The following is a 25668-nucleotide window of genomic DNA, read 5'->3' as shown; positions in this document are numbered from 1 at the left end:
TGGACGTTTCGGTTATAAGGATAGGCTGTACGGAAATCTAAGTGGAAAAGACCAGCCGTTCCCAGCTATCTAAGGTCCGAATAGTCCGTTCCTATTCTAAAGAAGCACAGGAAGAAACGAAAGTAGCCTACAAATAGATATGATTGTTTAAAAGGAGTGATTACATGATTGATCGTAATCATGTTAGGGCGCGATCCATACGTACGGAAATTGAACATCGTCTCCAATTACATGACTACACCCTTAGCAAACTAAGTGAATTATCTCATATCAATAATGGACATTTAAGTGGTTTTTTGAATGGGAATCCTTCAAGGACATTAACGGTTGCACAACTAGATTCAATCGCAAATGTTTTTAATGAGCCTCCTGGTTGGCTGTATGACTTGTATATAGATGAGTGTTTTCCAAGAGGAAGGGTATCAAGGAGAAGAGTATGTCCCTATTTAATTAGATGTGCTGAGATTGGTAGACATGACTGCATTCAGCCAGTTGTCTCAGCTTTATTGGAGCAGCGCAAAAACATAGAAATTCTCTTTTATGTAGCTGAGCAGTTATTTCAAAATGGGAAGCAGGAAGAAGCAAATTACTTTTATCAGTTAGTGATTGATAACGAGAAGGATAGTTATTCAGACCGATTTATTATGAGTCAATATCGCTTATTCCGATCCATACAGGAAACCGATATGGAAGAAAATTGGAAGGCTGTTATCCGATTTGAAACTTATCGAAAAAGACTATCCGAGCGTCATCAGTTGGATGCACTTCTACAGCTTGCTAATGTATGTTTTACATTACATAAGTGGAAAGAAGTGGAGAAGTACGGAGATGAATTAAGGAAATTAGCTACTCTGGTTTATCAAAATGAACTTTTCAAGCTGAAGAATAATCGAGTTTATCAGCCGCTTAGAACCGAGCGTCATTTGGTTGTTTATTATGGGCAAGGATATCTTTTAAAGGCCGTATCTTTGGAAAAACAAGGGCTATTTGAGCAAGCCAAGGAATTTGTTTCTGGTTATGCTGATCTGAGCTGGTTTGAACTACTTGACGAGTCTGGACAAGCAGAAGTCGAAAAATTCAACCTTTGGGCTACAGCAAACCTGTATACACTAGATATGCTCATGGGAAATACAAGTGTGATTTCCGACTATATCAAATTCCTTGAGGATCATCCTACGGAAATCTTATCCGGCGTAGTGACAATCATGAAATCAGCCAATCAGCATGGTTTTTTAATAGATCATCTATTAGAGAAATTTTCGGCAGAAATACGTTCTTTTGAAGACTCCCATGATCCAATTAGCGTAGATCGACATCTACGGTTTCGATATGATTTGGCTATTTACCATTTTCAAAATGAACGGTTTGAGAGTGGAATAATAGATACTCTCCGATGTCTCGATTTGTCCATCGTGATGAATAATCAAAAGAAGTTCATCCAATGCGTAACACTTTTTGAAGCATATAGATATCACGCCACAGATCAGCAAAAAAGAGAGTATAAAAAATGGATGGAGGAGGTGAGAAATGATGAAGGGATTTTTGCTATCGCTAGTAATGGCTTTTGGAGTGTTTAGTCAAGCGGCAGATGTAGAAGTAGCAAAAGTAGAACATACAGTAACTCCCTATGAACATGGAGTAGGTGGTTGATTCTTGTTTTTCATTTTGAAGCACTCCTCATACATAAGGAGTGCTTTTTTATTTATGTAACCCACTTGTTTATCTTATATGAGATGTATCTCTATTCTTTCACGACACCAAGCACAAATCCGTCATAACCTTTGCTCCCCACAGTTTGGATAGCTGTTGATTCAATGCGGGGTTCAGAAGATAGTAAGTCAATGAATTGTCGAATGCCTTGAATACGATCGTCTTCGCTCTCAGGATGAATCACTTCTCCATCACGTACCACATTATCTCCAAGAATAATGGCCCCCGGATTGCAAAGCTTCAAAGCCCATTGTAAATAATGCGGATTGTTTTGTTTATCGGCATCAATAAAAACCATATCGAAGCCCGTCATCCCTTTTTCTTGAAGGGTAGGAAGTGTTTCTAGTGCGGGGCCTACAAGAATGCTTACTTTTTCAGCGAGTCCCGCTTTTTTTACATTCTCTTCAGCGATATGAGCGAACGATTGTTCATATTCGAGTGAAATAAGTTGACCATCTTGAGGTAGAGCGCGAGCAAGCCAAATACTGCTGTATCCACCAAGTGTCCCTATTTCTAAGATTTTCTTTGCTCCTCTTATCTTTGCGAGTAGGTACAGTAGCTTCCCTTGATTTGGTGCGACATCAATAGCAGGCATACCAGCTTTAGCATTTGCTTGGAGAACCACATCCAGAATTGGATCAGAAGGGAGTAGCATACTGTTGAAATACTGGTCAACCTCAGTCCATTTTTTAGGTGATTCCATGTAAATCCTCCTCCTTTAATTTCAAAACAGCAATTTATTTGCCCTGAATATGCTCCTAGTGTAATACAGGATAAAGAATAAATCGAATAAAAAGAGATTTTTTTTTGAATTGTTCGTCGTATATAAGTGAACAGGCAAAAAATCAGGAATGTCTCGTACATCTTTGAGATTGGAGGTTGGGAATGCAGGACGATAAAAGGATCATTGAGCAGGTTCTCCAAGGCAATAAAGAAGCATACGCAGAGCTTATTGACAGATATCAGACAAAGGTATTTTTTATCCTAAAAAAAATGTTAGGTCACTCGCAAAATCAAAAAGACATGGGTCAGGAGATTTTTATTAAGGCCTACTACCATCTATCTGAATATAGGTCAACTTCAAGCGGAAATCATGCTGGTTGATAACCATACACCAGAGAAGGAGTATCTCGAAAAAGAACAGCGATTGTTCGTAAGCATATACGGAAGCTAGCATTGTGATAGAGGGTACTTTGGCGAAAGATATTGTCTATGTGGATGAATGGGAGGCAAAAGACGAAAAGGGAAATACGTATATTGCTGTGTTTGACAGGGGATTAAGTCGCAATTCGAATGGAAATGTTGTGATGAATGGGGAATTGAGGATTCAACAACTAAAAACACGCCCTAAAGAGCTTACGATTACGTATAAGCGTAAAGTAAAAGAGGATCGGAATGTGAATTGGGAAGTACCGATACAGATGGGGAAGTAGTTTATAAACCTGATTTGATAAGCTTTGTTGGTTTAACACTACAAAAAAGGCGCTCATTCCAAGCGCCTTTTTCTCTTCCTATTGACCAATAATAATCCGCTCTTTCGGATAGTGATAACGAACAGATGGAGCATCCTTTTTTAAGAATAGTAGCAGGTTGATAATCCCAATCCGTCCAATCACCATCATGATGATGAGAATTAGTTTACCAGGTGTGCTTAATTCCGAAGTAATTCCCATCGATAATCCAGTTGTACCAAAGGCTGAACAGACCTCAAATAGAATGGCCTGTATCGATAAGTCCTCGAACCATACCATGAAAATAACAGCTGTGAACACCATTATGATCGCGACAAAAAACACCATAAACGATTTGAGAACATCTTCTTGGACTAGCTCACGACCAAACACTTTTACATCCTTTTGTCCGCGCATATAAGTATACACGGTTGCAATTAGGACGAAAAACGTGGTCGTACGAATCCCACCCCCCACACTGCTAGGAGAGGCACCAATAAACATCATGCCAGATAGCATGACAAGGGTAGGGATGGACAGCAGGCCGATATCCATCGTGGCTAAGCCACCGCTTCGTGTGGAAACAGATTGGAACAGGGAGTAAAAAAGTGCTTCATGCCAGCTTTTATTCTGTAGAAAGGCATCCTTTTCAAAAAAGTAAAAGAGTAGTGTCCCAACCACGATCAGTGTAAAGAAAGTCAAGGTTGTTACCTTCGTGAATAAGGAAAACGTAAATCGATATTGTCCCTTTCGATGGGTTGCATAGCTGACCAGCTCGATCAGCACAGGAAAACCAATCGCACCACAAATGATAAGGATCATATTCACGCTCTGAACAAAATAATCTCCCGAAAAGCTTACTAAAGAATTACCGAAGATATCGAATCCAGCATTGGTAAATGCACTAATGGAAACAAAGTAGCCATAATAATAGGCGGTATACCAATCAGTCTGATAGCCAGTCCAAAAAAAATAACTGCCTAGCAATACGGTACCGATTAGCTCAATTAAGATGGTTAGCAATAAAATACTTCGTGTCAATTTAACCAATCCTGATAGAGTGGGACGATTGTGATCCGTAGCAATCCATTTTCTTTGTTCTAAGCCAATTCGTTGTCCAAGTATCATCCACAAAAAGGTACCTAAGGTCATAATGCCGATCCCACCTATTTGAAAAAACAAGGTGAGTAAAATAATTCCACTCTGATTAAACACTTCACTAATTTGGATGACGGTTAGACCCGTTACGCTAATCGCACTGGCAGCAGTAAATAAAGAATCGACAAAGGATAGAGATACGCCAGGCTGGTGAAAGATGGGTAACCAGAGAAGTAATGCAGCGAGGATAACACTGCTAAGATAAAACATTACGATAATTTGTACGGAGCTTAAGCGCCGTTTTTTATAAGAGAGCAGCAACTCGCTTACCTCCTGAGTAAGTAATACAGGTAATTCTACCGAAAAATATTGTAACAAGCAAAAAGAGTTTTTAACAGTGCAAAAAAAAAGAAGCCTCTCTTTTAAGAAGAAAAAGAGGGCTTCTCATGATCATCAAATCTCTAGCATTATTGCGGATTCGTTGTCCAAATACCAGAAGTTTTAATGAATACACGCTCAGGCAAACGCAGGGTGGCTAAAGCTAGTTCCGCTACATCCTCTGGCTGCATCATGTGGTCGTCTGCACCAATTTTTAGCCCAGCATTGACAGCTAGTTCGGTGTTTACTGTGCTTGGAGTCAGCGCTGTGACACGAATGTTGTGTTTGCGAACCTCTTGCAATACAGATTCTGTAAAGCCCATCACAGCGAATTTCGAGGCGCAGTACGCGGAGCCTGTTGCAAAACCGCGTTCTCCAGCTGTAGAAGCTACATTGATGATATTTCCACTATTTTGGGCGATCATATCTGGTAATGCAGCGTATGTCATGTAGTAGGTTCCAAACAAATTCACGGAAACGATACGCTCCCATTCTTCTGGGGACATGTCTGTGACTGCACCGAAAGTAGCAGTACCAGCATTATTAATCAGGATGTCGATAGAACCAAGCTCTGCTTTTATTTTGGCATATGCTGCTTCGACATCGCTGCGTTTTGAGATATCAGCCGTTGCAATACTAACTGTAATACCGTAGGTTTTCGCAAGCTCAGTAGCCAACTCCTTCAGATCAGATTCTGTGCGGGCTACCAGACCTAGATGGGTTCCTTCTTTTGCCAAAGCGATGGCAATGGAACGACCAATTCCTTTTCCTGCCCCTGTAATTAACGCTTTTTTTCCTTGAAAGTCCATGTTGGCAATCCTCCCATTTTTAACTTGTTATAACTGATGATACGTAAATGCCTTTTGTTATGTCAATTTTGTAAGTGCAACTAGTTGTTATAGCTGGATAAAAAGCATGATACACTATAATCCATAAGCCCATTATACACGAATTCGCATGAAGTCTTGTAGATGAACTGGGTTGAACAAGGATAGATACTGTATAAGGGAATGGTGAAATGTTATGGATAAACAGGTCGTTGTTATTACAGGGGCAGGAAGTGGTTTAGGCGCTTCTTTAGCGAAACGTTATTCGGCGCAAGGCTTTCATGTTTGTTTGCTTGGACGAACGAAGACAAAGCTAGAACGAATAGCAAAGCAATTGACTGGCAGCTATTCCATCCATGAAGGAGACGTTGCGAATAAACCAGCAATCATGGAAATCATGGCGTCCATTCTCAATACGTACAATAGAATTGATGTATTAATCAACAATGCGGGGACGGGAAGCTTTGATTTGGCTGAAAACCTAACCGAGGAAGCCGTTCACCAAATGATTGATAGTAATTTAAAGGGAACGATTTTTAGTACGCAGGAAGTATTAAAACAAATGAAAGAGCAGAATCACGGAACGATCATCAACATCGTGTCTACAGCCGGTAAAGTAGGCAAAGCAAGTGAGTCTGTCTACTGTGCCAGCAAATTCGGTGTGAGAGGGTTTACAGAGAGTTTAGCTATTGAGGTAAAAGAAACACCAATTCAAGTGGTTGGCATCTACATGGGCGGCATGAAAACAGAATTCTGGGATGGCATTTTCACAGAAGAACGCATGAAGCACCTGATGGAACCAGATGATGTTGCCGACGTGATTATGGCAAATGTGAAGCCAAGACAACGCCTGGTCGTATCTGAAGTAGTCATTCAAAACCAAAAGTAGAGAATCGAAAACATCGTTGGAGCTGACAGCTTATCGCATTTATACATCGCTTGTCTTTATAAGATTGGCTTACTTACGTAAATAGGACACCTTTTATTCGCTCGGAGTATGATTTTACATTTTTCAAGTAGACAATTTTAAACAAGCCCCATCTAGCCTGACTGAGTTCGGTATTCTACCGGACTCAGTTTTTTTATTCGCCAATTTTACGTCATCATTACGAGTCGTAAATCATTACGGTTGCTTGTTTTCGGAGGTGAAAACCTTCTCTTTGGTGTCCAAACAAACTTCGTTTTTTACGGATACGTGCTTGTATCCCGGGATTCCTTGCAAGTGTTTTGTCCCCTCGCTCTCCGTCCAAATAAAGCCAGACGGCTATTAACTGAAAATCCTTTGAATATGTCTTTCTAATTTCAAAATGATCTTGCCCCTGTCAAGTAGACAACTTTAAACAAGCCCCATCTAGGCTACCTGAGTTCGGTATTCTATCGGACTCAGGTTTTTTAATCGAGATTGAAACCGTTGCTGATTATAGAAATTAATGTAACCGTGAAGAGCTTCTTCCACTTCTTTATCTGTTTGAAACGAATGAAGGTACAAACACTCTGTTTTTAAATGCCCAAAGAACCCCTCAATACAGGCGTTATCTAAACAGTTACCTTTTCTAGACATACTTGCTACGATTTTATATTGCTGAAGGAACTGGTTATACTGCTTTGAGGTGTACTGGTATCCTTGATCACTGTGTAGGAGGACTCCGCTTACATCCCGCTTTTTAATCGCTAATTTTACGGTATCCATTACGAGTCGTAAATCATTACGTTTGCTTGTTTTGTAGGCAACAACTTCGTTGTTATACATGTCGTATATGACAGACAGATAAAGACGGCGACCATTAAATAGTATGTAGGTAATATCTGTAGCCCATTTCTCATTTGGCCGTGAGGCGCAAAAATTTCGATTCAGCTTGTTTTCGGAGATGACAACCTTCTCTTTGCGCCCAAAGAATTTTCGTTTTTTACGGATTAGCGCTTGTATCCCAAGTTCCTTCATAATGCGATACACACGTTTATGATTGACTTTTAGCCCGTACCTTCTAAATAACCACACTTTTATTCGGGGATACCCGTAAATACCTTTGACCTCTTGATGACACTCCATGATCATTTCTCTTAATTTTTCATTTACCAATTGTTTTGAGGTGGGGTGTTTCTCACGAGAAAGCCACTTGTAAAAACCACTACGAGATACTTTCGTAATTTTACACAATAAAGTAATAGAATACTTTTTAGACAATTCTTTAATAAGCTCGAAAAAACAGCATTTATCTTTCGGTTTCACCTCTTTTCTAGACCTAGCCACTTTTTTAAGAATTCGTTCTCTGCACGTAATCGAACTATCTCTTCCTCCGTACTCTCTGGCCTTATTCGTGGTCTTCCTCTAAGAGGATTTTTTGTTCTCCCGCGTTTTTCATCTAGTCCCTGTATACCTTCCTTTCTATAATGATCAACCCATCTTCTTAAAATAGAAGGGTCACTAATGCCGAGATCCCTTGTAAGTGTTTTGTACCCTTGTTCACCGCTCAAATAAAGCCGTACGGCTTTTAACTTAAAATCCTTTGAATATGTTTTTCTAATTTCCCCCATAGAAAATTCCCCTCCTAGTTAATACAGTAAGGGGTCTTGCTTCTTACTGTCTACTAAAAGGGGATAATATCAAAAAAGGGAGTCTTATTTTTTGTTCACTTCCACCATAGCTTTAGATTTATTATAAAATAGGTCTTTGGTCGTTGTTATATAGAGATTAATTGGAGTTTATTAGAAAAAAGTAGTTATATTAACCTAATTCTAAAGCAGTGTTGTGCCGATATATAAATGAAGGAAATATTTTATTATCCTAATTAATGAGATAAAAAGGAGAGCAAACATGAAGCGATTTCAAACAATAGTAGTGATTGTTCTCGCCGTTGTATTTATGTATACAACGATGGGGATATCGCAGGCAGAAGCTGTGGGAGGTACACTGATCATAAAGGAACCTGTCTATTATCAGCCTCAACTACTTGAGGTAATTAGTAACAAGGATGGAAGTATCACAGGGGAAGTTATGGTGGACTCTAAATATGCAGCCAGTGTCATACTACAAGTTAGTGATGGAACTGGTGAGGTAATAAGAGAAATTGAACTTGTAAACGAATCCAAAAAAGGTATACAAGCTCCCAGTGGTATCAAAAAAAAAATCAGTACCAATACAAAACTGTTACGTGTCGATGGTGAGCTCAGATCAGTAAATGTAACGATTATTTCGTTTACCGTGCCAGCCAAAATTCTCGAATTATCTCCAAATGAATATGAGGTAAGTGTTGAAACTAGCAATACGGTTGTTAAGATGGAGCATACAGAATACCAATATTCTGAAAAACAGACCATTGGCATTCAAGGTGGAAAGGTACTTACAACCTCCTTTCCAGTTTCTTTTCCTGGCACTCTAGAAATGGATAATGATGGAAAACTTATTATTACGCTCAACCTTACGTCCATCTATGATAAATCTACCTTTTATCTAGTGGTAATGGATGAAAAGAGCCAACAAGTAAAACGTATCAAATTGAAAACGAAGCAACGAACGATTTCGAGCAAAGATTTAAACCTAGATACCGGTACATATACAATTTATATAGAGGTTTCTGATGTGAAAGGCTCTGCTAATTCTAATCGGGTTACGCTTGTAATACCAGACAGTAGCAAGGTAATTTCCGGAGACGATGATTTTCCTGGATATGTAAAGGTATCTGAGGATGGTATGATTACGATTAACCTAAAAATTACGTCTGAATATCAAAAGGCCAAATTTAACGTTGTTATTAAAAACGACAACGGTAAGATTGTGAAACGTATCCCGATCAGTACCAAAAATTCGAAAATATCTACAAAAGGACTAACCTTGTCTTCGGGTAACTATGAAATTTTACTTGAAATGGTGTTGCAAGGGAAAAAATATCATTCCAGTGCTGCCTCATGGTCTTATGGAACTAGCCATGTATTTTCAGTTCCGACTGGACAAGCCTTTCCTGGCGGAATTAAAGTGAATACCAATGGGACGATTACCATCAACCTGCAATGGAAATCTAGCTATTCTTCCTATCATGCTAATGTAGTAGTTTATGATATATACGGCGATGTTGTAAAACGTATTCCTATCACCGATAAAAACCCAATGATCTCTTATAGGGAGTTAGGTTTATCCACGGGAGGATATAACATTGTTATTGAGATTGTTGATCCTGACAGTGAGATGTCTGCAAGTACATTGCCTACTTTCATCCCAATTAATCAAAGCAAAGATATTGTCATTTTTATTGATGGAGAGTTACAGGTTTTTAAAAAGGCACCAGTAGAAATCAAGGGAAGAACTTTGGTTCCATTAAGAGCCATTTTTGAGGCCCTGGGAGCAAGAGTAGACTGGGATGAAGCGACCCAGACCGTAACTGCAATGAAGGATGGTACGACCATTAAGCTTACCATTGGTTCCAAAGTAGCTTACAAAAATGGTAAGAAACTAAATCTGGACGTTCCTGCGCAGTTGTTTAACGGAGATACGACCATGGTTCCAATCCGCTTTGTTAGTGAAGCACTGGGTGCCAAGGTTACTTGGGATGGGTACTCGAATGCCGTCATTATTAGTAATGATTAGTACAGCTACTACCCATTTGCTGTTCTTCCTATAATAGCTTCGTTTTACAAAAAGTCACTTTGATCATCATCCGGAATATAGGGTGGTGACATGTGACTTTTTTATATTTTGTTTATTCATAACCTGTATGCATGAATATCATGCAAATACGTAAATTGAAGTCATGACAAACTTGAAGTATGATACACAAAAGGCAAAAGAAAACAAAAACGGAGACGTACGATATGGAGTGGCAACAAATTTTATATTTTCGCAAGGTCGCACAGACACAGCACATTACACGATCGGCAGAAATGTTAAATGTGTCCCAGCCTGCATTAAGTAGAGCAATTGCTCGTTTAGAGGAGGAGCTAAATACGCCTTTGTTTGAGCGAAAAGGGCGAAATATCGTGTTAAATCAATACGGAGAACTATTTTTAAAGCGAGTGGAGCGAGCCATTCAGGAGATCGAGGAAGGGAAGCAAGAAATTCAGGACTTGATTAACCCTGATCACGGCAAGATACGGATCGCTTTTCTGCATTCACTCGGGATTGAAGTAGTACCTGAGTTTATTCGTTCATTTCGTTTGCAATATCCACAGGTTAGCTTTCATCTACATCAAGCTTCCATGGGGCAGATTGTGGAGCAACTAAAAACGGGGTTAATTGATATCGCCCTATTTTCCATGTTGGAACCGATTGACGAAGTACATTGGGAGCCTTTAATTACGGAGGAGCTGTTTCTCATTGTCTCTAAGACGCATCCTCTTGCAAATCGGACACAGATTGAGCTACAAGAAATTGCGAATGAACCTTTTATTTGCTTTAAGCAGGGCTATGGTCTGCGAACCTTGACAGATACACTATGTAGGCAAGCTGGTTTTACTCCTGATATAACCTTTGAAGGAGAAGAGATTGCTACGATAGCTGGTCTGGTGGCAGTTGAATTGGGAGTTAGCCTTGTGCCAGATGTAAACGTACTAGATAAATCGAAAATTTCATTACTTCGTGTGCTAGATCCAGCTTGCAAACGGACCATTGGACTCGCTTGGAAAGAAAAGCGTTATTTATCTCCTGTTGCAAGAAGGTTTATTTCATTTGTAAAGGGACACTATATCTAATTGGTTTGTGGCATCAAACGAATTCATAGCTTAAAGCTGCATCGTTTTCTAACTGAATAAAAAGAGAGAGGATTTACACCATGAGTTATATCAAGCAAGGGTCAAGCGCATTTCGCCGAACCAACATAGCGTTGTTTGCAGGAGGATTAAATACATTTGCCATCCTATACTGCACGCAGCCTTTGTTGCCTGAATTCACCAAGGAGTTTCAGGTTTCTCCAACGCTGGCCAGTCTTTCCCTATCTGTAACCACGCTGGCCTTAGCTATAAGTATGTTATTTCTTGGTTCATTGTCAGAGGCGTGGGGGCGTAAACCGATTATGATGGTTTCCTTGATTGGAGCTTCTTTGTTGGCAGTGTGTACAGCGTTTAGCTATCAATTTCAAGTCTTACTTGGCATTCGTATACTAGTCGGGATGGTCCTGGCTGGATTACCGGCTATTGCAATGGCTTATCTGGGTGAAGAAATTGATAAAAGTAGCTTAGGAGTAGCGATGGGGCTATATATAAGCGGAAATTCCATTGGTGGAATGGGAGGACGAATCATCACAGGAACGCTAACCGATTTGTTTAATTGGCATGTGGCCTTGGTTGGAATCGGGGTGTTAAGTCTCTTGTGCACGATTTTGTTCTGGGTCATGCTGCCACCCTCTAAACATTTTTCACCACGTAAATTAGAGGTAAAGACATTAGCAAAATCGCTCTGGAGCCATTGCAAGGATCATCGTTTGCTTTATTTATATGGTCTTGGCTTTCTGTTAATGGGTAGCTTCGTGACGTTATATAACTACATTGGATACCAATTAGTTGAACCGCCATATTCTCTTTCACAGACAATCGTTGGCTGGATTTTTATTGTGTATTTGGTTGGTACATTTAGCTCTACCTGGATGGGAAAGATGGCAGACAGACTGGGACGCGCTAAAATGCTGTGGATGTCTTTAGTTATTATGCTTGGGGGTATTGGACTTACATTAGAACCCCATTTATTTAGTAAAATTGCTGGAATTGCGATCTTTACATTTGGTTTTTTTGGAGGACATTCCATCGCTAGTAGCTGGGTAGGAAGATTAGCTACTCATGATAAAGCACAGGCTTCTTCCTTGTATCTATTCTTTTATTACGTTGGATCGAGTCTAGGTGGGACGTTTGGCGGCTTGTTCTGGTCGTTATTTGGATGGGCTGGGGTTGTTGGCATGATTGGTGGATTTATCGTGATTGGATTCCTTTTGCTGCTGAAGCTCTCTCATGTAGAGCAGTCTCCAGCGACATTACGTATTCAGTAATTCTTCATTTTGCAAAATATAACGCGTTTCATTAGATAAAAAAGGAAAAGGATAGGAGCCAAAGTGCATCCTGTCCTTTTCACATTTCTAACAAATATGGTCTGTCATCTATCTCTAGATAGAATTTACTTTACCAATTTATGCCGTAGGGCTAGTACTACAGCTTGCGTACGGTCATCGACATTTAATTTTTGTAAAATACGATGGACATGTGACTTTACAGTGCCTTCAGAGATAAAGAGATTTTGGGCAATTTGATCATTGCGGTAGCCGAATGCTAATTGTTGCAAGACATCCTGCTCTCGTTCCGTCAGTTCATCTAGGAGTACCAGGTTATTCTCTTCGTGATAAATCTCCTGTGCTTTGTCTGTATGGGTTGTGGCATTCGTTTCCGATTTTTGTTTCTTTAACACCTCAGCTAATGCTTTGGCAGCTGTCGCTGTGTGAAAAGAGGCTTCTCCATTATAAGCACGTCGGATTAAATCTAACATCTCTTGGGAATCGGCATCCTTTAGCATATAACCAACCGCACCTGCTAGAATGCCATCCACAACGTAATCATGGTTATCGAACGTTGTTAAAATGAGAACTTTTACTTTGGGTACATGTTTTACAATTTCGTGTGTTGCTTCAATACCCGTACACTTGGGCATTTGTACGTCCATGAGAATGACATCAGGCTTTAGCTCGCAAGCTAAATTGATTATTTCCTCCCCATCAGCCGCCTCTCCGATAACCTCCATATCCTCTTGTACATTTATGACATACCCAAGACCCTGTCTGATCATCTTTTGATCGTCTGCCAGCATGACTCGAATCTTTTGATGTTTGTGATCTACCATAGTAGCTATGTGTTCCCTTCTAAAGGTGTATGGTGGTAAGGAACCGTTGCTATAATCTCAAAGCCAAAGGGTTCCCTCATCTGATATTTCAGTGTTCCGTTTAATTCCATGGTGCGTTCTTTCATACCAGATAAACCAAAGCCAGGTTTAACTCCTTCCTGAGAAAGATTTTGGCCGTTGTCATGAATTGCTAAAACGATAGTATCAGCCATCTTAGTAATTTCAACCCAAATAGCTGTAGCATTGGAATGACGCAATGTATTCGTAATGGCTTCTTGTAGAATTCGATAAAAAACAATCGTTACCTCGTTTGTTAAATCCAACTCTTCTTCATTGGTTACAAACGTACAGGACAGATCCGTATTTTTCTCCGTTTGGGACAAAAGAGCTTGCAAAGGTGTTATGCCAAACGTTCTCTTGTCGACTGCGAGAGTATGAACGGAGCCACGGATATCCTCCAAACTTTGTTTCGCTACATCCAGCATATTATTGACAGCCATCTGTGCGTCGTTTGGACCAGACTTCAGCATATAGGTAAGCGCATGTAGCTGTACGATAAGAGAAGTAAGGCTGTGACCTAAAGAGTCATGAATATCGCGGGCAATCCGGTTTCGTTCCTCTAGTACGGCTACTTGCAATGTATTTACAGTCATTTCCTGCAATTCATTATGTGCATCCTGTAATTTTGTATGTGCTTTTTGCAATTCTTTTAAATGCTGTTGATTTAATTGGTACGCTTCATGATGAGAACGATATCCGCGTGCTCCCAGATAGCATCCTATAAAGGAAAGTAAAAAGGGAACAACATGTGTGGTGTAGCTATGGGTTATCCAGATGAGTAATACACTGGTAATCACCCCAAAAAAGCTGGCTAGTGGTAGCGAATATTTTTTATCAATGCGAAGACCAATGATAATCGCAAGCAGGATGATCATACCAAACCCTTCTGGCCCCAGATAAATGCCTTTAAATAGGGTAATTCCCCCGACTAGTAACAGAATGATAGTCATTTTTATGGAAGGCAGTTGAATAGAGGAGGTCCAAAATAAAATCAGATACCCACAAAACAGCATTACTGAAAAAATAAATTGTATAGGTGATTCATGATTATAGGAGTTTGGTAGCCATGTCAAAAGAGATAAGGCTAAGAACCAGACCAATAAGAGTCGTTTGCGGAGGGCCTTTGTTATGTTATCAATCAAAGATTAGCCCACCCTTCTTCAAAGTTTTCGATCATTTGTTCACATCTATTGTAGCATGGGGTGTCATCTATCTCTAGATAGACAAAGCCTGTGCTGGGTTTTCCATCCCTCGATAGATTTGCCTATTCCAACTTGCCGCTACAATGAAAACTGTGACATTTCGTATTGCGAACAATTGACCAACGGCAGGAGGTGGCTTGGATGGAAGAGTTGATTACCATGGCAAAGCTTCTCAAAGAAGCGAGTGCCCTTTTTACATGGATCACAGGGGAAGAATTAGAAAGTAAAGATATCACCTGGCAGCAGGTGCTGATTCTGGAGCAAATAGTGCACGGACCAAAAACCATTGGGGAAATCAGTAAGGCTGTTAGTCTTTCGTACAGTACGGTATCTGGATTAATTGATCGCCTGCAGCGAGATAACATCGTCATAAGGCTCAAGGATAAAAAGGATAAACGATTGGTTTGGGTTGCGATGTCCCAACGATTTGATCATGCGGACGATTTCGCAGAACACCAAGCGGAAATGGAGACGTTTGAGCAAAAGACAACTCAGATGATTTCATCCCTCCATGTCTTGCAAGAAATGTATACAACCAAAAAAAGAATATCTAGTTAAGACATTGGTGAGGTGAAAGAGAGTGAATATATCTGAAGTGTCGGTGAAACGACCTGTTCTAATTATCATGTTAACCCTTGCAGTCATGATTTTTGGAATAGTATCTCTGCCAAGATTGGCTATTGATTTGTATCCAGAATTGAATTTTCCGGTCGCAGTTGTCGTTACGTCTGTCGATGGCGCGGCGCCGAGTGAAGTGGAGAAGCTGGTAACGAAACCAATAGAAAGCGCGGTAGGGACTGTTTCCAATTTAAAAGAAGTATCATCTATTTCGATCCAAGGAGCATCGCAGGTTATTCTCAACTTTAATTGGGGAACTGATTTGGATCAAGCTACATTGGAATTGCGGGAAAAAGTTGATCGGGTGCGTCAACTGCTTCCATCCTCAGCTAAATCTCCACAGGTTTTGCGGATCGATCCAAATAGTATGCCGATTATGACATTTGCCTTGACAGGCGAGGATGATGTCAACCAATTGAAAAAGATAGCAGAGGACTCCATTCAAAACCGCCTGGAAAGAATTGATGGTGTGGCTGGAGTGAATCTGGTTGGCGGTCAGGATCGCGTGGTGGATGTGGTGTTGGACCCTGCTAAAATTTCGGCGTATGGATTAACCATCGACCAAATTCAGCAGGCGATTGCCAGTAACAACCTGTCTGGTTCAGGTGGTGCGGTACGCGAAGGTGACGGGAAATATAATATTCGAGTACAAGGTGAGTACGATAGTGTAGCGAAGATCGGATTAACACCTATTCGCATAGGGACTGGTTCCCTTCGCCTACAAGATATTGCTACCATCAATGATACAACGGCGAAAATAAATCAGTTCAGCTATGTTAATGGAAAGCCAAGCCTAGGTATTACCATTACAAAAGCATCTGGTGGAAATACGATTCAAGTAGCGGATGCTGTTAGTCAAGAAATGAAAGAGATTGAGAAGACATTACCTTCCAACCTAAAACTAACAACTACGTTAGATTCGTCCACGTTTATTAAAGATTCCATCTATACTACAGCAGAGCATGCTTTGTTCGGTGGTTTGTTTGGGATTATTATTTTGTTCTTCTTCTTAGGTAGCTTCCAATCGATGATTGTTGCTATCATCGTGTTACCCATCTCCATCATATCAACCTTCTTGCTGATGTATGCGACAGGTCAAACGATCAACCTGATTTCCTTATCGGGTTTAACGCTTGGACTAGGATCACTTGTTGACTTCGCAGTCGTAATGCTGGAGAACATTTTCCGTCAAAGGGAGAAAGGGAAGGGCATGGTAGCAGCAGCGTTAGATGGTTCGAAGGAAGTGGGTACAGCTGTAATGGCTTCTGCTTTGGCACAGATATGCGTGTTCTTGCCAATTGCGCTTGTAGATGGCATCGCAGCAGAAATTTTTAGACCTCTAGCCCTAACAGTTGTGTATTCTCACATTGCTGCTTTGGTTTTCTCCATCATCTTAGTACCGATGTTAAGCTCACGGATACTGAAAAAAGTACCAGAGCATAACAATCGGGATGGATATCGTGGAATCAATCCAGTGATCTGGTTCAATATTGGATTCCATAAAGTAGAAAAAGGCTATAAAAAGCTGTTGGATTTTTCCCTACATCACCGCAAAACAGTAGCGATTGTTACTGTGGCTATGATGATAGGTTCTATAGCGCTGACACCATTGGTTGGAGCAGAGTTTATGCCATCGATGGATCAGGGACAAGTCACAATTGATATTAAAATGCCAAACGGTACTGTTTTGGAAGAAACAAAGAAGGTAGCCCAACAAGTGGAAAAGATAGCGGCGCAAGTACCGGAGCTGGATATCCTGAGCACCTCGATTGGTAGCGGGGGATCAGCAGCTGTGGCAACCTCTACTTCTAACAAGGCCACGGTTGATTTAAAATTGGTCGAGGTAAAAGATCGCAAACGCTCCACTGAGGAGATTATGGCAGATTTGCGTAAACAAGTAGCATCGATTGCTGGCGCTGACATTAAGGTGAAAGAACAATCTGCTGGTATGTCCACTGGCTCTCCTTTGCAGATTACCTTACGCGGTGATGATATTGAGGTTCTAAAAGATGTGAGCGGGATTATTAAACAAGAAGTAATCAGTATCCCAGGAACCAGTAATGTGATTACCACATTGGATGATACGCAACAAGAATTTGAAGTGAAGATTGACGCGGAAAAAGCGAGTATGTATGGGCTGAGCTCCGGACAGATTTTAACGGCTGTCGGCACAGCATTTAATGGACAAACGGTGACAAAATATCGCACGGGTGATGATGAAATCAATGTGCAATTAAAATGGCCTGAACAGTACCAGGAGGATACGAATTACTTGAATAGCTTGCGAATGACTGCACCAGGCGGCGCGCAGGTGGCATTGTCTTCTGTTGCTGAAGTTACAAAAGTAGAGGCACCTCTAACGATTAATCGCTCCAATCAGGCTCGTGAAGTAAAAATCACTGGTGATTTAGCAGGTCGTGATTTGAACTCAGTTACTACTGATGTACAAACAAAGCTAAATAAGCTCTCCCTACCAGATGGCTATAAAATTGAGTATGGCGGAGAGAGCAAAGATATGATGGAGTCCTTTAGTAGCCTTGGATTGGCTGTCATTTTGTCAATCGTCTTACTTTATATGGTAATGGCTGCTCAATTTGAATCTTTATATACACCGTTTATTATCATGTTCTCCATTCCACCTACCTTTGCAGGCGTTATGCTTGGCCTGTTGTTTACCAATACTTCGATCAGTGTGTCTGTGTTTATTGGATACATTCTACTGATTGGATTGGTGGTCAATAACGCCATCGTATTAATTGATTATGCGAACCAATTGCGAGACAAAGGTATGAGTGTGAGGGATGCGATTTTGGAAGCAGGACCCGTACGCTTGCGTCCCATTCTCATGACGACATTGACTACCATTCTAGCAATTGGCCCATTAGCTTTTGCTACAGGATCCGGTAGTGAGTCTCAAGCTCCGATGGCTATCACAGTTATTTTCGGATTAAGCTTTGCTACCCTCATTACTCTGGTGTTGATTCCAGTCGTGTATACTTGGTTCGATGATTGGTCTTCTAAACGTAAACAAAAGAAAGAACGGAAACGACTAAAGAAACAACAAGCAGCCATTTCGGTAATGGAATCGTAAGGGCCAAGAGATGGAGGAGGGGGAAATGAAATTGAAAACAAAAACAAATATCAATAAAAAAATGATTCTAGTAGCAGCTTCCGCTCTGTTTTTAGTAGCGGGATGTTCAAATCAAGCGGCGGAGAATACTCCGGCCGAACAGACAGAGAGTGTAACACCTGTTCAGATTGAAATGTCTAAACTAGGAACAGTCTCTTCTAGTGCAGGCTTTACAGCTAAATTGGCACCTAGTCAGGATGTGCAACTAAGTCCAAAAATCTCTGGGAAAATTACCTCCCTACCTGTAAGTTTAGGGCAGTATGTAAAACAAGGGGAAACTTTGTTTAGTGTGGATGAACAAGATGTAATAAATTCTATCAAGCAGGCAGAAGCGGCTTATCAGGTAGCTAAAGCGAATTTGAACCAAGCAGGCAATAGCTCCAGTCAAGGTCTCGAACAAGCAAAAAATGGTTTGAGTCAAGCACAAACAGCCTTACAAGATGCAGAACGAAATCAGCAACGGATGCAAACGCTATTTAATCAAGGAGCAATCTCTCTTCAACAATATGAACAAGCAAATTTACAGCTTGCCAACGCGAAAACAGCTGTTGCCAATGCCCAAGAAGGGGTAAAGTCAGCCACTCAAATGTCAGCGGTAGGTGTATCGGAGGCTTCCGTAAAGCAAGCAGCCGTGAGCTTGGAAAATGCTCGAACGCAATTAGGAAATGCAGTAGTAAAAGCTCCGTTTAGCGGGTACATTTCAAGTGTGAATGGAGCAATCGGACAGGTGGCTTCTCCACAAAGCCCTGTAGTTACATTAGTTAATACCAATCCACTTGTTGTGAAAGCCAATTTGTCTGAACAAGATATTCCACAGGTGAAGGTGGGCGACGAGGTAAAAGTGAATATTACTGCATTGGGAAAGGAATTGACGGCTAAAGTAACGGCTGTCAGCCCGGTGATGGATCAACAGCTTAAATCCTATCCCATTGAAATATCAATCCCTAATCCAAACAACGAATTGAAAGCAGATATGGTTGTAAATATGAATCTGCTAGGCCAACAAGGAAAAGGGCAGGAGAAGGTAGTTGTTCCTCGCAAGGCTGTGTTCGATCGCGATGGGAAACAGTATGTTTACGTTGTAGAAGGTGAGGTAGCTAAACAAGTTGCGGTAACCACAGGAGAAGGGTCTAGTGAAGCTATCGAAATTCTGACAGGAATAAAAGCAGATCAGCAGGTAGTCATAAAAGGACAGACACTGTTGAAGGATGGAAGTAAGGTAACGATCCAAAAATAAGAGCAACCGAACGGATATAGGTAAAATGATCTATAGAAAAAATGCTGTCACATTCCATTTGTGGCAGCTTTTTTCATATAAATAGAGTCACTTGAGCGATTTTTACTCGTTTAGAAATGGAAAGTTTGAAGAAAGAGAGGATCATGGAGAACTCGATTTAAGGGAAGGCACTTTTTATCGTATAGAAGAAAGTAGAGAAATGACCCCTGAACAACGTGAAGCATTAGGCATTCCTCTCCTCCAATACTTGATGACAGTATCTTTAAAGCAAACGTCCGAATTTCCTTCTCGGACGTTTTTTATTTGAATCAAACTCATTTCAAAAAATCGTGTCACAAAAATAGTTTTACCAGCATCCTTATAGTTGACTGCAATTGGCAAGTAGTGAAAAAGGTCTTCTCATATGCCAATTATAAAATGATAGTAAGAAATAAGGAGGCTTTCCCATTGAAAAAACGGCACGGTAGCTGTCTCGTGATAGAATACTTCTCCACCTGTTTAGCAATGAGAATATAGGATTCTATTATAACTTTTTCGGATTGAGGAAATCTCTCATTACACTCTATTCTCTTACATGTAAAAACAGGATAGTAAAATATACTCATTTCTACAAAAAAACATTTGTGAAAATAATGACAATAACATATACTGGGAATGGTTGTATATTTTAACTAGATTTGCTTAATAAGAGGGAGGTTATTTTATGAAAAGAAAGGTTCTTCCCCATCTTGTGCTTACTACAGCGATTCTAGGTTCACTTGTTATGATTTCAGCACCAAGTACCCATGCTGAAAAGAGTATTGGACAGATTCCTGATCAGATGTTGGCCGGGACAGTAATTGAGTATGACGATTCTAACAACATGGTTGTGATTGAAAAAGGAGAAAAACTCACCTCAAATGAGAGAGTTCAAGCGGTTCAAAAAGAGGAACTCTCTAAATCGGAACTAGTAAAATTGACAGAAGAAGAAACGTTCGTTCAGAAGATTTTAGATGAAGCTAAAGAACTTCCAGTCTATCATATACAAAATCCAGCACCTCAGCCAGGAATGAAAGTCATTTACGATGGAGAGGGATTCATTAAAAAAATTGTTTATCCCTCCTCAATTAAGGAAGATGACGGGGTAGAAGCACTAGCTTATAAGGCTTTGCCTAGAGGAACGCGTAAGGCGGCTGGTACATATAAGTATGGTGCTAATAATAATTCCATTGTAATTACAGGCTCATCATCTGGTAGTGTATTAGGTACAGGAAGATTTACAAATTTTACCGATACAATAGGTGAAAGTGATAATACATTGGTAAGAGGGGATTGCGCTACAAGAGGGGACATTGATAATCCAAAATATAATACCTCTATCAATGCACGTAATACAACAAATAACAAAGCAGCCACGGTAACCAAGAGGGACAATGGTGCATTACCAGATGCTGTGCTGGATATATGGAAAACAGGTGTTGAAGACTTTGGACTGAAATGGGATAAAAATCTTTCATTTAAAGGTAGATACTATTATGAGTTTTAATAAGTACAGGATAGGGGTTTTTACCCTATCCTCTTTCCCTGTAAAGAAAGGAAGGTGAACATGAGTAGAAAGAGAATTTGTTTTATAATGGTTATGATATTCACTCTCCTTCTTCCGGGATGTATGGAGCAAGCCGTAAATCAAAAATCCCAAATTATGACTACCCAAAACGAAAAAACGCATAACCTTGGGGACTATTTATCAATTACGTATACAGAATATGCTAATGGTAAAGATACAACCGATGGAATGGTAATGCGGGTTATGAGCTATGATTTGCAGTCTAAGGTCATGGCAAAGCTCGCTGATATTCCTTACACATCGCAATATCCGTTATCTGTTGTGTCACTGATGGATAATAAGATTTACTATTCAGCAGATGTACAAGATAAAGGAGATCAATTATTCTCCTACGATCTACAGTCGAAAAAGACGGAACAGCTATCGAAGGAATTATTTGCCATTAACTACATTGTGCCTACGACGAAAAAAGGACCTATCATTTTGGCGGCCGTGAAGAAAGGCGAGCGTGTCCTAAAAACCGTTTTGTACGACAAACAGAAGCATAAATTAGATTTCATGGACGATAAAGATCTTGATAGCAACACGTGGGCGGTGTCATACAATAAGGAAGTCAATAAAAGCTATCTCGCTCGTTTTTCAGAGAATGAAAGGGAAAAGCAGAGAAACATCTCTAATAAGCAACAGATAGCCATGGTTCCACCCGACTATACAGTTGTTGAACTAAATAACGAAACGAAAAAAGAGCGCCCGATCATTTCGCTGAAAAAAGAGCAAATCATTGCTTTATCAAGTACGGGAAATCAGCTATTTCTAATTACCTCTCCTAGTATCAATCGTCCACCTATCGAGTATAGTCTTGTGGATAGCAAAACGGGTAAAAGAACGAAACTAGATCTCCCCATTTCTTCTAGAAGCGATGTCTATCTTTCCCATGACGCTAAGGGCATTTATTATCTGGGCAGTACTTCAAAAAAAGATTTTAACAAAGGTCGCGGAATATATTACTATGATTTTGCTACTAAAAAAATACAACCTATCTTTTTACAGGAGAATGGGTTTATTAATAATTTTATGCTCGTGGCTCGGTAATGAGGGAGCATACTGCCGTCGGATACCTCTGACGGTTTTTTTGTTACGATTAAATCTCCCTACAGTTCAGGTGAAAGTAATGTAAGTCATCTGATCAAAATCATGTAATAGTAGTAATGCAGAAACAGGTACTCTGTTATCAATCCAACAATCTTCCATTTTTGCTTATAAAGAGGTGGCATATCAAGCTGTTATGCTACATACATGTACCAAAAGAGGAAGAGCTGTAGGGATGCCCAAACTCTCCAGAACATTTCAATGAGGAATCATTTTCAGTCAAATGCTGATACAATAAGGGGACACTAGAAGGGGGAAGGTTATGGCAACATGGGATTTATCGAAAACAAAGCACCATATCTTGCTGTGTAATGGTGGTAGCTGTATGCGAAAAGGGGGCGAAGAAGTCACTGTGGCGATTCGTCAGGAAATAGCACGGCTACAAGCGGATGAACAGATTCATACAACTCGGACCAGATGTAATGGGCGTTGCGAGGATGCCTGTGTCTTAATTGTGTATCCAGATGGAGTTTGGTATCGGAATGTTCAGCCTGAGGATGCGAAAGAGATTGTAGGAAAGCTTGTTCAAGGGCAGCATTATCAGGAGAAAATTAGCCATCGATATCGCGGTGACGGATTTGTAAGAAATGAGACCGTAGCGTTTGGTGTGAAGAAATAAATGAAACTATTCTCAGCAAAAAAGCCATTGCTGGAGAGCAGCTTTTATATTGGTATGATCATGAATCAAGATAAACATTGATTTCTTACTAACATATAATGAAAGAAACAGACTCCCAGATTGAGGAGTCTGTTTTTGTTTGACTAATTAAAACGATAACTACCTACTTCTAAGCAAAACTTCTAAAATAAGGTCTATGTCCAAACATTTAATAAAGCTACGTTCTCAATTCGAAATCCTTTATCTTACATCAGCGAGCTAGCTCGGAAGAAAAAATCTCACTAGAATCTTTTACTGTGATGTGATGATGGAGGGTGCCTAGTCCGTTCAATGTTTCGTTATGATGGTCAATAATGGAGATGGCATCCAGGGTAGGCGTATTTGCTGTCGAATGGCAATCGCCAACCAAGGTTACATCATAACCGCGGGAGACTGCGCTTCTGCAAGCTGTATCAATACAAAATTGAGTTTGAAAGCCAACAATAATGAGATGCTTGATATCTCGATCTATAAGTTCTTGGTGTAGCGATGTTTCAAAGAATGAATCGCAAGCTGTCTTTTTAATAACTATTTCACCTTCAAGAGGTGCAACGGTAGGATGAATTTCAGTCATATGCGCCCCTTCTTCAAAAGGAGTGCCAGCTGGACCAATATGCTGAATAAACAGAACAGGGATGTTGAGCTCACGAGCTTTTGCTTGTAATGAGCTAATTTTGCCAACGATTTCTTCCCCATGATAAGAATGATAAGTAATGATACTCTGGGTGTCTACAATAACCAGTGCTGTTTTATCAATCATATAGGTGATCATCCTTCCTTATTTTGGCTTATGTAAATTATACAACAAATAAAAGTAATGAAATACAGCTATTGCAACAAAAAAAGGAAAACAGGGAGCAAAGTGACGAAAAAGGATACTTTTACGTCAAACGATGAGAAGAGTGTAAAGGAAAGATAGATGATAGCTTTTCTTTAACAAGAATAAAGGATGAAAAAGCTTATGACTACAATCATGATTATTGAAGATGATCCGAAAATTGCAGAAATGTTGAAAGAGCATATAAAGAGGTATAAATACCATGCAGTTGTAGTTCGAAATTTTGATCTCATTATGGAAAGCTTTTTAGAATGGAAGCCAGATATGGTATTACTAGATATTAATCTACCAAGCTTTGATGGCTATTACTGGTGTCGTCAGCTTCGATTGGTATCAACGTGTCCTATCGTGTTTATATCAGCGCGCAGTGCAGAGATGGATCAGGTAATGGCACTTGAGCATGGTGCAGATGATTATATTACCAAGCCCTTTCATTATGAACTGGTAATGGCCAAAATTCGCAGTCACTTACGCAGAGCCTACGGAGACTATGCGCCTAAGATAGAGGAGCGCACGGTAGAGCATAAGGGATTATGCCTTTATCCAGAAAGATTAGAAGTGAGATTGCAGGATGAGGTGAGCTTGCTAACCAAAAAGGAAGCGATTTTACTGGAGGCCTTGCTTACTGCTTATCCCCGTGTGTCTAGTCGGACTAAGCTCTTGGACAAGCTGTGGGACGATCAGGCATATGTAGATGATAATACGTTGAGCGTGAATATCACTCGGTTACGAAAGAAGCTTGCTGAATTAGGAATTGAGGACGCAATTGAGACGGTCAGGGGAGCTGGTTATCGCTTACAGATCACGTGGAATCATGCGGGAGGGGGAAGGTGAAATGAGCAAGGAACACAACACGAGACCCTTTGAAGGAAGTTCGGAGGAACGCGCAGATAGGAATACGTTTTTTCGTGCGGATTCGTTTTGCCACAAACAGCATGTACGGTTATTTTTGCGAGAGCATGTCCCACTTATTTTATATTCTTATATCTTAATGCTTCTTCTCTTGCTTGTCTTTTGGTTCGATGGCTATAATCATGTGCTGACAGCTTTGTACGCTATTTTTTTAGGGAATTTTCTTTTACTGATGTATCTTACGTACCGATATGTGAGCCATCGTTCTTTTTATCTACGTCTATCCCAGCCGCTCGAGGTAATGCATGAGTTCATGTCAGAATACAACCATTCGCCGCTTCCTGAAGCCTTAGAAATCTTATTAGATGCCCAATATAGAGGGTATCAGGAGCAGATAAAGAGCTGGGAACGTCAGCATCAAGGTCATATTACCTTTATGAATCAGTGGGTACATCAAATGAAAACCCCTTTATCCGTCATTGAATTAATTACTCAGAGGGAAGATGACGAGCGGTTTGAAAGCATTGCGGAGGAGACAGATAAGCTACGCAAAGGCTTAGACATGGCTTTATATATCGCAAGGCTGGAAACGTTTGAACAGGATTTTAGCGTGGACCATGTTCATCTATTGCCGATTGTAAATAAGGTTGTTCATGACAATAAGGGCTTTTTCATCCGAAATTATGTTTATCCTGACGTAAAAATAGAATCGACATTAACAGTAGAAACGGATGCGAAATGGTTGGTCTTTATGCTAGATCAGTTGTTATCGAATGCTATTAAATATTCAGCGGGTACCCATGAAAAAGTGACGATTTCTGCTTATACACAGGGTGAGGCTGTTGTTTTGGAAGTACAGGATAGAGGAGTAGGTATTCCGACTGCTGATCTTCCTCGCGTGTTTCGCTCCTTTTTTACCGGAGAAAATGGGAGAGAGTTCAAGGAATCCACAGGAATGGGCCTTTATTTGGTCAAGGAAGTGGCGGAAAAACTGAATCATTCGGTCGAAATCCAGTCTGAAGCGGGGAAAGGAACGATTGTACAGATAATTTTTCCTTACGCTTCTCGCCGCACTTTGAATAGGTATGGCTGAAGTGAAATCTT

Annotated in this window: 24 protein-coding genes; 16 read left to right on the top strand and 8 right to left on the bottom strand. The window is 40.3% G+C overall.

Annotation, left to right across the window (positions count from 1 at the left end; translation table 11 throughout):
- The first annotated feature begins 164 nt into the window (after positions 1-164).
- Both BrL25_RS03865 and BrL25_RS26205 read left to right on the top strand, forming a co-directional pair.
- Positions 165-1577: a hypothetical protein gene (locus tag BrL25_RS03865; RefSeq protein ID WP_018674342.1), complete on the top strand. Its 1413-nt coding sequence runs from the start codon at positions 165-167 to the stop codon at positions 1575-1577.
- On the top strand, positions 1528-1650 hold the full coding sequence (locus BrL25_RS26205) for a hypothetical protein (RefSeq protein ID WP_255193680.1): 123 nt from the start codon (positions 1528-1530) through the stop codon (positions 1648-1650). The genes BrL25_RS03865 and BrL25_RS26205 overlap by 50 nt, the downstream gene beginning before the upstream one ends.
- Before the next feature lie 91 nt (positions 1651-1741).
- Here BrL25_RS26205 and BrL25_RS03860 read toward each other — a convergent pair whose 3' ends face one another.
- Positions 1742-2413, bottom strand: coding sequence for an O-methyltransferase (locus BrL25_RS03860; RefSeq protein WP_018674340.1), 672 nt, complete (start codon positions 2411-2413; stop codon positions 1742-1744).
- A 182-nt stretch (positions 2414-2595) separates the two neighbouring features.
- Between BrL25_RS03860 and BrL25_RS03855 the strand changes: the two genes are divergently transcribed.
- Together BrL25_RS03855 and BrL25_RS03850 are read left to right on the top strand one after the other, a co-directional pair.
- Entirely contained in the window at positions 2596-2814 is a 219-nt protein-coding gene (locus BrL25_RS03855) for a sigma factor (protein ID WP_026315380.1), read from the top strand.
- 74 nt (positions 2815-2888) lie between these two features.
- Positions 2889-3143 carry a hypothetical protein gene (locus BrL25_RS03850; RefSeq protein ID WP_018674339.1) on the top strand — a complete coding sequence of 85 codons (255 nt, stop codon included), beginning with the start codon at positions 2889-2891 and terminating at the stop codon, positions 3141-3143.
- Positions 3144-3221: 78 nt separating this feature from the next.
- Here BrL25_RS03850 and BrL25_RS03845 read toward each other — a convergent pair whose 3' ends face one another.
- A complete protein-coding gene (locus BrL25_RS03845; RefSeq protein WP_018674338.1) occupies positions 3222-4580 on the bottom strand; it encodes a TrkH family potassium uptake protein in 1359 nt (452 codons plus the stop codon).
- Positions 4581-4726: 146 nt separating this feature from the next.
- A complete protein-coding gene (locus tag BrL25_RS03840; protein ID WP_018674337.1) occupies positions 4727-5446 on the bottom strand; it encodes a 3-ketoacyl-ACP reductase in 720 nt (239 codons plus the stop codon).
- Positions 5447-5660: 214 nt separating this feature from the next.
- Here BrL25_RS03840 and BrL25_RS03835 point away from each other — a divergent pair, with 214 nt between their 5' ends.
- Positions 5661-6353, top strand: coding sequence for an SDR family oxidoreductase (locus BrL25_RS03835; protein WP_018674336.1), 693 nt, complete (start codon positions 5661-5663; stop codon positions 6351-6353).
- A 462-nt stretch (positions 6354-6815) separates the two neighbouring features.
- On the opposite strand, the gene BrL25_RS03830 is transcribed toward BrL25_RS03835, so the two are convergent.
- Both BrL25_RS03830 and BrL25_RS03825 read right to left on the bottom strand, forming a co-directional pair.
- A complete protein-coding gene (locus BrL25_RS03830; protein WP_236848055.1) occupies positions 6816-7694 on the bottom strand; it encodes an IS3 family transposase in 879 nt (292 codons plus the stop codon).
- The gene (locus BrL25_RS03825; RefSeq protein ID WP_099327224.1) at positions 7691-7999 is read right to left on the bottom strand and encodes a transposase; all 309 of its coding nucleotides are present in this window, start codon (positions 7997-7999) and stop codon (positions 7691-7693) included. The genes BrL25_RS03830 and BrL25_RS03825 overlap by 4 nt, the downstream gene beginning before the upstream one ends.
- A 280-nt stretch (positions 8000-8279) precedes the next feature.
- Between BrL25_RS03825 and BrL25_RS25090 the strand changes: the two genes are divergently transcribed.
- The 3 genes from BrL25_RS25090 (at position 8280) to BrL25_RS03810 (ending at position 12432) form a co-directional block, all read left to right on the top strand.
- Positions 8280-10046: a copper amine oxidase N-terminal domain-containing protein gene (locus BrL25_RS25090; RefSeq protein ID WP_018674052.1), complete on the top strand. Its 1767-nt coding sequence runs from the start codon at positions 8280-8282 to the stop codon at positions 10044-10046.
- A 224-nt stretch (positions 10047-10270) separates the two neighbouring features.
- On the top strand, positions 10271-11146 hold the full coding sequence (locus tag BrL25_RS03815) for a LysR family transcriptional regulator (RefSeq protein ID WP_018674053.1): 876 nt from the start codon (positions 10271-10273) through the stop codon (positions 11144-11146).
- Between the two features lie 80 nt (positions 11147-11226).
- On the top strand, positions 11227-12432 hold the full coding sequence (locus BrL25_RS03810; RefSeq protein ID WP_018674054.1) for an MFS transporter: 1206 nt from the start codon (positions 11227-11229) through the stop codon (positions 12430-12432).
- A 125-nt stretch (positions 12433-12557) separates the two neighbouring features.
- Here the strand turns inward: BrL25_RS03810 and BrL25_RS03805 are convergent, their stop codons facing one another.
- Both BrL25_RS03805 and BrL25_RS03800 read right to left on the bottom strand, forming a co-directional pair.
- Positions 12558-13274, bottom strand: a complete 717-nt coding sequence (locus BrL25_RS03805) for a response regulator transcription factor (protein WP_018674055.1) — start codon at positions 13272-13274, stop codon at positions 12558-12560.
- Between the two features lie 5 nt (positions 13275-13279).
- Positions 13280-14476 carry a sensor histidine kinase gene (locus tag BrL25_RS03800; protein WP_018674056.1) on the bottom strand — a complete coding sequence of 399 codons (1197 nt, stop codon included), beginning with the start codon at positions 14474-14476 and terminating at the stop codon, positions 13280-13282.
- Positions 14477-14677: 201 nt separating this feature from the next.
- On the opposite strand from BrL25_RS03800, the gene BrL25_RS03795 reads away from it, so the two are divergent.
- The 6 genes from BrL25_RS03795 (at position 14678) to BrL25_RS03765 (ending at position 22835) form a co-directional block, all read left to right on the top strand.
- A complete protein-coding gene (locus tag BrL25_RS03795) occupies positions 14678-15094 on the top strand; it encodes a MarR family transcriptional regulator (protein ID WP_018674057.1) in 417 nt (138 codons plus the stop codon).
- Between the two features lie 22 nt (positions 15095-15116).
- Positions 15117-18245 (top strand): efflux RND transporter permease subunit, encoded by a 3129-nt coding sequence (locus BrL25_RS03790; protein ID WP_018674058.1) that lies wholly within the window; start codon positions 15117-15119, stop codon positions 18243-18245.
- A gap of 25 nt (positions 18246-18270) precedes the next feature.
- Entirely contained in the window at positions 18271-19521 is a 1251-nt protein-coding gene (locus BrL25_RS03785) for an efflux RND transporter periplasmic adaptor subunit (protein WP_018674059.1), read from the top strand.
- Positions 19522-20224: 703 nt separating this feature from the next.
- A complete protein-coding gene (locus tag BrL25_RS25085) occupies positions 20225-21046 on the top strand; it encodes a hypothetical protein (RefSeq protein WP_018674060.1) in 822 nt (273 codons plus the stop codon).
- Positions 21047-21106: 60 nt separating this feature from the next.
- Positions 21107-22159, top strand: a complete 1053-nt coding sequence (locus tag BrL25_RS25465; protein ID WP_236848090.1) for a hypothetical protein — start codon at positions 21107-21109, stop codon at positions 22157-22159.
- Positions 22160-22478: 319 nt separating this feature from the next.
- The gene (locus BrL25_RS03765; protein ID WP_018674062.1) at positions 22479-22835 is read left to right on the top strand and encodes a (2Fe-2S) ferredoxin domain-containing protein; all 357 of its coding nucleotides are present in this window, start codon (positions 22479-22481) and stop codon (positions 22833-22835) included.
- 250 nt (positions 22836-23085) lie between these two features.
- Here the strand turns inward: BrL25_RS03765 and BrL25_RS03760 are convergent, their stop codons facing one another.
- A complete protein-coding gene (locus BrL25_RS03760) occupies positions 23086-23634 on the bottom strand; it encodes a cysteine hydrolase family protein (RefSeq protein WP_018674063.1) in 549 nt (182 codons plus the stop codon).
- Positions 23635-23835: 201 nt separating this feature from the next.
- On the opposite strand from BrL25_RS03760, the gene BrL25_RS03755 reads away from it, so the two are divergent.
- Positions 23836-24546 (top strand): response regulator transcription factor, encoded by a 711-nt coding sequence (locus BrL25_RS03755; RefSeq protein WP_018674064.1) that lies wholly within the window; start codon positions 23836-23838, stop codon positions 24544-24546.
- Between the two features lie 157 nt (positions 24547-24703).
- On the top strand, positions 24704-25657 hold the full coding sequence (locus BrL25_RS03750; protein WP_051088630.1) for a sensor histidine kinase: 954 nt from the start codon (positions 24704-24706) through the stop codon (positions 25655-25657).
- Positions 25658-25668 lie beyond the last annotated feature (11 nt).

Origin of the sequence: Brevibacillus laterosporus DSM 25, from assembly GCF_002706795.1 — a bacterium.
Lineage (GTDB): Bacteria > Bacillota > Bacilli > Brevibacillales > Brevibacillaceae > Brevibacillus_B > Brevibacillus_B laterosporus.
Note: the sequence above shows the minus strand (reverse complement) of the source record. Positions and strands in the feature narration are given on the sequence as shown.